The sequence below is a fragment of the Streptomyces blattellae genome (assembly GCF_009709555.1).
In the GTDB taxonomy this organism is placed as follows: Bacteria; Actinomycetota; Actinomycetes; order Streptomycetales; family Streptomycetaceae; genus Streptomyces; species Streptomyces blattellae.
This window is the reverse complement of sequence record NZ_WJBG01000222.1, coordinates 89,961-97,082: the sequence shown is the minus strand read 5'-3', so window position 1 is coordinate 97,082 and position 7,122 is coordinate 89,961. Positions and strand designations below refer to the sequence as shown.

Sequence of the window (7,122 nt, the reverse complement as noted above, 5' to 3'; positions counted from 1 at the left end):
ATCCCCTGCATCGAACGCAACGGCATGGCCGCGGTCAAGGCCGTCACCGCCGCCCGGATGGCCCTGCGCGGCGACGGCCGCCACCACGTCTCCCTGGACAAGGTCATCAAGACCATGAAGGAGACCGGCGCCGACATGAAGGTCAAGTACAAGGAGACCGCCCGCGGCGGACTCGCCGTCAACGTCATCGAGTGCTGAAGACGCGGAGGAAGCGGGAGAAGGCCGCCCGCATCCCTGCCCCACACGCCGGGCCGCCGTCTCACCGTGAGACTCCTGCCTTCCATGCCCTCCGGCATGCTCGGGACGACGCGCCGGGGCAGAGCGTGACGAGTAAGGGCGGACATGGCGAAACAGTCGTGGGGGCACCGGGAACGGCTGCTGGCCCTGGGCGGGTTCGGGGCCCTGCTGGCGGTGGGCGGCGCGGTGGCGACGGTGGCGGGTGCCGCGTCCGGACCCCAAGTCGCCCTCACGGGTGCCGTACTCGGCTGCTGGGAGGCGTGCGGCCTGTGGCTGTGGCACGCCCGGACCGGGGGAGGGGGGAAGCCCACCCGACGCTGACGCGTCCCGCCTGCCGGACCGGACCCTGCCGACGCCACGTCACCTCCCGGCGTCCCCCCTCGTCGCCTCCCGGCGTCACCCCTTCTCCGGCCCCAGCCGGATCCCGTACGCCGTGATCTTGCGGTAGATCGTCGCCCGGGAGATGCCCAGTGCCTTGGCCGCCTTCGCCTTGTCTCCGCCGTGGTCGAGGAGGGACTGGACGATCAGGTCGCGTTCTGTGGACTCCCAGGCGGACAGGGGGTGCTGAGCCTGGGAGAGCAGGGACGGCGGGAGGTCGGACTCCTCGACCAGGGTGCCCGAGCGGTGCGCCTGGGCGTAGCGGAGCGAGCCGTCGAGCTGGCGGACGTTGCCCGGCCAGGGCGCCCGGGACAGGGCACGCAACGCGCCGTCCGAGCACCGGACGTCTGCGCCGTCGCCACCGTGGCGGGCCATCAGGCAGGTCACGAGCGCGGGGATGTCGGCCGTACGGTGCCGCAGCGGCGGGACGGTGACCTCCGCCCCGAACCGTGCCCGCACCGGGGCGGCGGGATCCGCCTGCCGGGAGGCGGCGACCCCGTAGGCGTTCGGCGGCGCTTCGGCGCCCGCGCCGGGCAGCCGGGGCCGGTCATGGGTGAGCAGCGCGGCCACCCAGCCGGAGCGCCCGGCCGTGGTGCGCAGCACCCCGTCGAGCTGCCCGAGCACGTGCGCGGAGAGCAGTTCGAGATGCCGGAGCACCACCGTGCCGCGGTCCTCGGCGAGATCCCGGAAGACGGCCTGCAGCCACGGCGCGGCGCCGCCCCTCGCGTCCGCCGCATCGTGCACGCTGATCCGCTCCGTGGGCGCCACATGCCGGTGCACGGCCCGCACCAGCGCCAGCTTGCCGGTGCCCGCCTCCCCCTCCACCAGCGTCCAGCCGCCCTGCCGGCAGTGTCGGGTCAACTGGCCGACGACGCCACGGAACACCGGGCTCGACCCGCTGATGCCGGCCAGCCGCGGCATACGGACCACGGAGTGCGGGGAGGACTCGTCCCGCTCCGCGACCAGCCGGAGTTCGATGAGATACGCGGCCGGGTGTCCGCCGGGCTCGTCACCCTCCACCCGGCGGCCCCTCAGCTGCACGGTCCGCCCGTCGCTGAGGAGCATCCGCTGCTCGTGCAGCCCGGCCGGATCGGCGGCGAGTTCCCGCAGCCGCCGGTGGTCGGCCGGGCCGAGCATCTCCGTCGCGGCCGCGTCGGCGAGCAGCAGACCGTCGGTGAGCGTGACCAGCGCCCGCCGCGAACTCTGACGGGACGTCAAGAAGGCGCGCAGTGCCGCCCGTTCCCGTTCCGAACCGATGTCCAGCAGCCGCTCCTCGATGTCGGCGGCGGCCTCCTGGACCAGCGCCACCATCAGCGGCGAGGCGGTGTGCTGCCAGGACGTCAGATCGATCAGGCCGAGCACCCGGCCACTGACCGGATTGCGGATGGGCGCCGCGGCGCACGACATCCGCTGCAGCCGTTCGGAGAAGTGCTCCGAGCCGTAGACCAGCGCCGTACGGCCGTCCTCGGCGGCGGTGCCGATGCCGTTCGTGCCGACGTATTCCTCGGCGTAACTGAAGCCGGGTGCCAGGCAGATGTCGTCGAGATGCCGGTGCAGCGCCCGGTCGCCGGTCCTGCGTTCACGTACCCGTCCCTTGGAGTCCGTCAGGACGAGGCACATCGGGGTGCCCAGGAGCGCGTCGGAGAGCCGGTCGAGGACCGGCCGGGCGGCGGTGGCGAGCCGGGAGTGCGGGTCGAAGTCGGCGTTGTAGGGAGCCTGGATGCTGTCGGCGTCCACGCCGAAGAAGAGTGAGCGCTGCCAGGAGTGGAGGATGGGCGGGCGCACCGCTGAGGGCGAGACGTCCCCGCCCTCCAGGAACCGGACCCGCTCACGGACCGGGTTGAGGTGCGGGACGGGACGGTCCAGGCCGAGCGGGGAGACGGTCTGTGACCGCCTCGTCGTCTCCAGGGGTTCCACGGATTCCACAGGTTCCATCGGCTCTGCGCCTTCTGCCGTGCGATGACTCTCGGGGTTCCGGTATGTCGGGCACGTTAAATCCGGGAGTGCGGTGGTGGCCATACCCGGGATGTGACCCCCGTCTCAACTTGAGACGCGCGGCAGCCGCCCCCGCCCCCACGATGGGCGACGCCCCGGTCACCGACGGCTGTGCGCCGCCACGAGCGCCGGGCGAACGAGGTCCTTTCCCTCGGGCTCCGGCCGCGCCGGGTCCCGAGGGGAGCCCCAACGCCGCCGAGTCAGCCGGAGGAGTATCACCCGTGAGCCGACAGAGCCTGAGCAAGGCGCACAAGAAGATCACCGAGTTGTCGTGGGATCCGACGTTCGCGACACCGGCCAACCGCTTCGCGACCGACTACCGTTTCGACAAGGCCCCCAAGAAGGACCCGCTCAAGCAGGTCCTGCGCTCCTACTTCCCGATGGAGGAGGAGAAGGACAACCGGGTCTACGGCGCGATGGACGGCGCGATCCGGGGCAACATGTTCCGCCAGGTCCAGGAGCGCTGGATGGAGTGGCAGAAGCTGTTCCTGTCCATCATCCCCTTCCCCGAGATCAGCGCGGCCCGCGCGATGCCGATGGCGATCGGCGCGGTGCCCAACCCGGAGCTGCACAACGGGCTCGCGGTGCAGATGATCGACGAGGTACGGCACTCGACGATCCAGATGAACCTCAAGCGCCTCTACATGAACCACTACATCGACCCCGCCGGGTTCGACATCTCCGAGAAGGCGTTCGCCAACTGCTACGCGGGCACCATCGGCCGGCAGTTCGGCGAGGGGTTCATCACCGGTGACGCGATCACCGCGGCCAACGTCTACCTGACGCTGGTGGCGGAGACGGCCTTCACCAACACCCTGTTCGTGGCGATGCCCGCCGAGGCCGCCGCCAACGGCGACTACCTGCTGCCCACCGTGTTCCACTCCGTGCAGTCGGACGAGTCCCGGCACATCTCCAACGGCTACTCGATCCTGCTGATGGCGCTGGCCGACGAGGACAACCGCCAGCTCCTGGAGCGCGACCTGCGCTACGCCTGGTGGAACAACCACTGTGTGGTGGACGCCGCCATCGGCACGTTCATCGAGTACGGCAGCAAGGACCGCCGCAAGGACCGCGACAGCTACGCCGAGATGTGGCGCCGCTGGATCTACGACGACTACTACCGGTCGTATCTGATCCCGCTGGAGAAGTACGGCCTGACGATCCCGCACGACCTCGTCGAGCAGGCGTGGGACCGGATCTGGAACCAGGGCTACGTCCACAAGGTCGCCCAGTTCTTCGCCACCGGCTGGCCGGTGAACTTCTGGCGCATCGACGGCATGACCGACGACGACTTCGAGTGGTTCGAGTCCAAGTACCCGGGCTGGTACGCGGAGTACGGCGCCTGGTGGGAGGCGTACAACCGGCTGCGGCACCCCGGTGCCAACAAGCCGATCACCTTCGAGGACGTCGGCTACCAGTACCCGCACCGCTGCTGGTCCTGCATGGTGCCCTGTCTGATCCGGCAGGACATGGTGGTCGACAAGGTCGACGGCCAGTGGCGCACGTACTGCTCGGAGACCTGCGCGTGGACCGACTCCACCGCGTTCCGGCCCGAGTACGAGGGCCGCGCCACCCCGGCGATGGGCCGCCTCACCGGCAAGCGCGAGTGGGAGAGCTGCTACCACGGGCAGGACCTCGCCGACATCGTCCAGGACCTCGGCTATGTCCGCGACGACGGAAAGACGCTGATCCCGCAGCCGCACCTGGACCTCGACGACCCGAAGAAGCTGTGGACGCTCGACGACATCCGCGGCAACACCCTCCTCAGCCCCAACGTGACGCTCAACGAGATGTCCGACGAGGAGCGCGAGGCGCATGTCGCGGACTACCGCGGCCGCACCAACATCACACCGTCGATGCCCTGACCGAACCCGAGGCAGGGGCGGCGACGCAACCGTCGCGGGGTCGCCGCCCCGGAAGGCAGGTCCTTGTGGGTGACAAGCACCGCATCCGATTCGAACCGGTCGGCATCGAGATCGAGGCCGACGAGGAGGAGACCGTGCTGGACGCCGCGTTCCGCCAGGGCGTCATGCTCATGCACGGATGCAAGGAGGGCCAGTGCTCGTCCTGCAAGTCCTTTCTGCTCGACGGCGACCAGCAGATGGAGCGCTACTCCACCTTCGCGCTCGCCGACTACGAGAGCGAGGAGGGATACGTCCTGCTGTGCCGCGTGCACGCCTACGGCGACCTCAGCGTCGAACTCATCAACTACGACGAGGAGATGCTCCTCTCCGGCATCCCGCCGCGTCAGGTCCGCACGACGGTCAGCGCGGTCGAGGCGCAGACCCACGACATCGTCCGGCTCGCGCTGACCGTCGACCCCGCCGACGAACTCCCCTACCGCACCGGGCAGTACGTCGACATCGAGGTGCCGGGCACCGGGCAGTGGCGGTCCTTCTCGATGGCCGGACTGCCGGGCGGCCGGCTGGAGTTCCTCATCAAGCGCTACCCCGGCGGACTGTTCTCCGGGCTGCTCGACGGCACCCTGACCCCGGGCGACCCGCTCACGGTGAAGGGCCCCTACGGCACCTGCGTGATGCGGGACGCACCGGACCGTGACCTGATCCTGCTCGCGGGCGGCGCCGGCATGGCGCCGATCCTCGCCCAGCTGCGCGGCCTGGCCGCCACCGGCAGCACCCGGCGCACCCGGTTCTACTACGGGGCGCGCACCCGGCGGGACCTGTTCGCGCTCGACGAGATCGCCGGACTCGGCGACCGCCTCGCGGACTTCGCGTTCGTGCCCGCCCTGTCCGAGGACGCCTCGGAACCGTACGAACAGGGCCTGATCACCGAGGTCGTCGACCGGCACGAGGGCGATCTGTCGCAGGCCGACGCCTATCTGTGCGGGCCACCGCCGATGTGCGACGCCGCTTTCGAGCTGCTCACCGGCAAGGGCATGCCCGAGGAGCGGATCTTCCTGGACAAGTTCACCACGTCCGCCGACAGCTGACCCGCGCACCCACCTGACCCGCGCACCCACCCGACCTCCTGACCGATGTGAGGAGCCGTACGCATGACCACTCAAGCCGACAAGCCGGCCAAGGCCGAACGCAGCTTCCCCAAACCGCAGTTCACCGACGCCGAGGCGGGAGCCCTGGTCTTCCCCAGCTCCACCAGCCGCACCTTCTCCTACTACAAGCCCCAGAAGCTGCGGGCCAGCATGTACGAGGACGTCACCTTCGACGTCCAGCCCGACCCCGAGCGGCACCTGCTGCAGGGCTGGATCTACGGCTTCGCCGACGGCTCCTCGGGCTACCCGCAGGACTGGACCGCCGTGAAGTCCTCGAACTGGCACCGCTTCCTCGACCCCAACGAGGAGTGGGAGCAGACGATCTACCGCAACAACGCCAACGTCGTGCGGCAGGTCCAGCAGAACCTCGCAGGCGCCCGCAAGGCCGAGGCCTACGGGCAGTGGAGCCGGTCCTGGGTGACGTTCGTCGAGCGGCACGTCGGCGCGTGGATGCACGCCGAACAGGGCCTGGGCATGCATGTGTTCGTCGCGATCCAGCGCTCCGCGCCCACCAACATGATCAACAACGCGATGGCGGTGAACAGCGTCCACAAACTCCGCTTCGCCCAGGACCTCGCGCTCTACAACCTCGACATCGAGGAGCAGCTCGACGGCTTCGACGGCTCCGCCCACCGGGACGTGTGGCAGTCCGACCCCGCCTGGCAGGGCGTCCGGGAGAACACCGAACGGCTCACCGCCGTCCAGGACTGGGCCGAGGCCCTGTTCGCCACGAACCTCGTCTTCGAGCCCCTCGTCGGCGAGCTGTTCCGCAGCCACCTCGTCCTGCAGATCGCCGCCCGCAACGGCGACTACACCACCCCGACCGTGATGGGCGCCGGCGAGAACGACTACGACCGCGACCTGCGCTACACCCGGGCCCTGTTCTCCCTCCTGCTCGCCGACGCCGCCCACGGCGCGAGCAACAAGCAGGTCGTCCAGGAGTGGCTGGAGCGCTGGACGCCGGTGAGCCTCGACGCCGCACGCCGGCTCCAGCCGCTGTGGTCGCAGCCCGCCGAGAAGCCCGTCCGCTTCGAGGACGGACTCGACCGCGCCAAGGAGCGCTTCGCCCGCATCGTCGAGGACCTCGGCCTTCAGGCACCCGCCGACCGCACGAGCGAGAGGACCGCCAAGTGACCACCGCCCCGCAGCCGTTCAGCGCCGACCGCACCTCGTCGAACATGTGCGGTGTGACGCTGATGAACAACCAGAACGGCCATGTCGTCGCCGATGTGATGCGCGCCAAGGACAACGTCACCGTCACCGACTTCCCGTCGATGATCCGCGTCGACGGCGAGCGGGTGCTCACCTTCGACTTCGACGAGATCTCGGGCGCCCTCGGCTTCGACTTCGACCAGGCCGACTACGAGGAGATCATGTCCACCCACTACGGGCGCATGGTCCACCTCGACGACCGCACGGTGCTCTTCGCCAACCCCGAGGACGCCGCCGAATACATCGACTTCGACCTCAGGCCGGTCGACTGACGCCTGGGAGGAGCAGCC

The 7,122-nt window shown here is 69.9% G+C and carries 7 protein-coding genes; 6 read left to right on the top strand and 1 reads right to left on the bottom strand.

The annotated features are described in order from the left end of the window. Both GFH49_RS32005 and GFH49_RS32000 read left to right on the top strand, forming a co-directional pair. The coding region (locus GFH49_RS32005; protein ID WP_196218185.1) for an L-serine ammonia-lyase, iron-sulfur-dependent, subunit alpha at positions 1–198 on the top strand (198 nt) is incomplete at its 5' end. Positions 199–342: 144 nt separating this feature from the next. Further along, on the top strand, positions 343–558 hold the full coding sequence (locus GFH49_RS32000) for a hypothetical protein (RefSeq protein ID WP_155059556.1): 216 nt from the start codon (positions 343–345) through the stop codon (positions 556–558). Between the two features lie 75 nt (positions 559–633). Here GFH49_RS32000 and GFH49_RS31995 read toward each other — a convergent pair whose 3' ends face one another. Further along, positions 634–2,550, bottom strand: coding sequence for a sigma-54-dependent Fis family transcriptional regulator (locus tag GFH49_RS31995; protein ID WP_196218184.1), 1,917 nt, complete (start codon positions 2,548–2,550; stop codon positions 634–636). A gap of 281 nt (positions 2,551–2,831) precedes the next feature. Between GFH49_RS31995 and GFH49_RS31990 the strand changes: the two genes are divergently transcribed. The 4 genes from GFH49_RS31990 (at position 2,832) to mimD (ending at position 7,104) form a co-directional block, all read left to right on the top strand. Beyond that, the gene (locus GFH49_RS31990; RefSeq protein ID WP_155059554.1) at positions 2,832–4,475 is read left to right on the top strand and encodes a ferritin family protein; all 1,644 of its coding nucleotides are present in this window, start codon (positions 2,832–2,834) and stop codon (positions 4,473–4,475) included. 65 nt (positions 4,476–4,540) lie between these two features. Beyond that, a complete protein-coding gene (locus tag GFH49_RS31985; RefSeq protein ID WP_155059553.1) occupies positions 4,541–5,560 on the top strand; it encodes an FAD-binding oxidoreductase in 1,020 nt (339 codons plus the stop codon). A 63-nt stretch (positions 5,561–5,623) separates the two neighbouring features. Further along, the gene (locus GFH49_RS31980; RefSeq protein WP_155059552.1) at positions 5,624–6,754 is read left to right on the top strand and encodes an aromatic/alkene monooxygenase hydroxylase subunit beta; all 1,131 of its coding nucleotides are present in this window, start codon (positions 5,624–5,626) and stop codon (positions 6,752–6,754) included. Beyond that, positions 6,751–7,104, top strand: coding sequence for a propane 2-monooxygenase effector subunit MimD (gene mimD / locus GFH49_RS31975; protein ID WP_230396616.1), 354 nt, complete (start codon positions 6,751–6,753; stop codon positions 7,102–7,104). Before GFH49_RS31980 ends, mimD begins: the two co-directional genes overlap by 4 nt. The last annotated feature ends 18 nt before the right edge of the window (positions 7,105–7,122 follow it).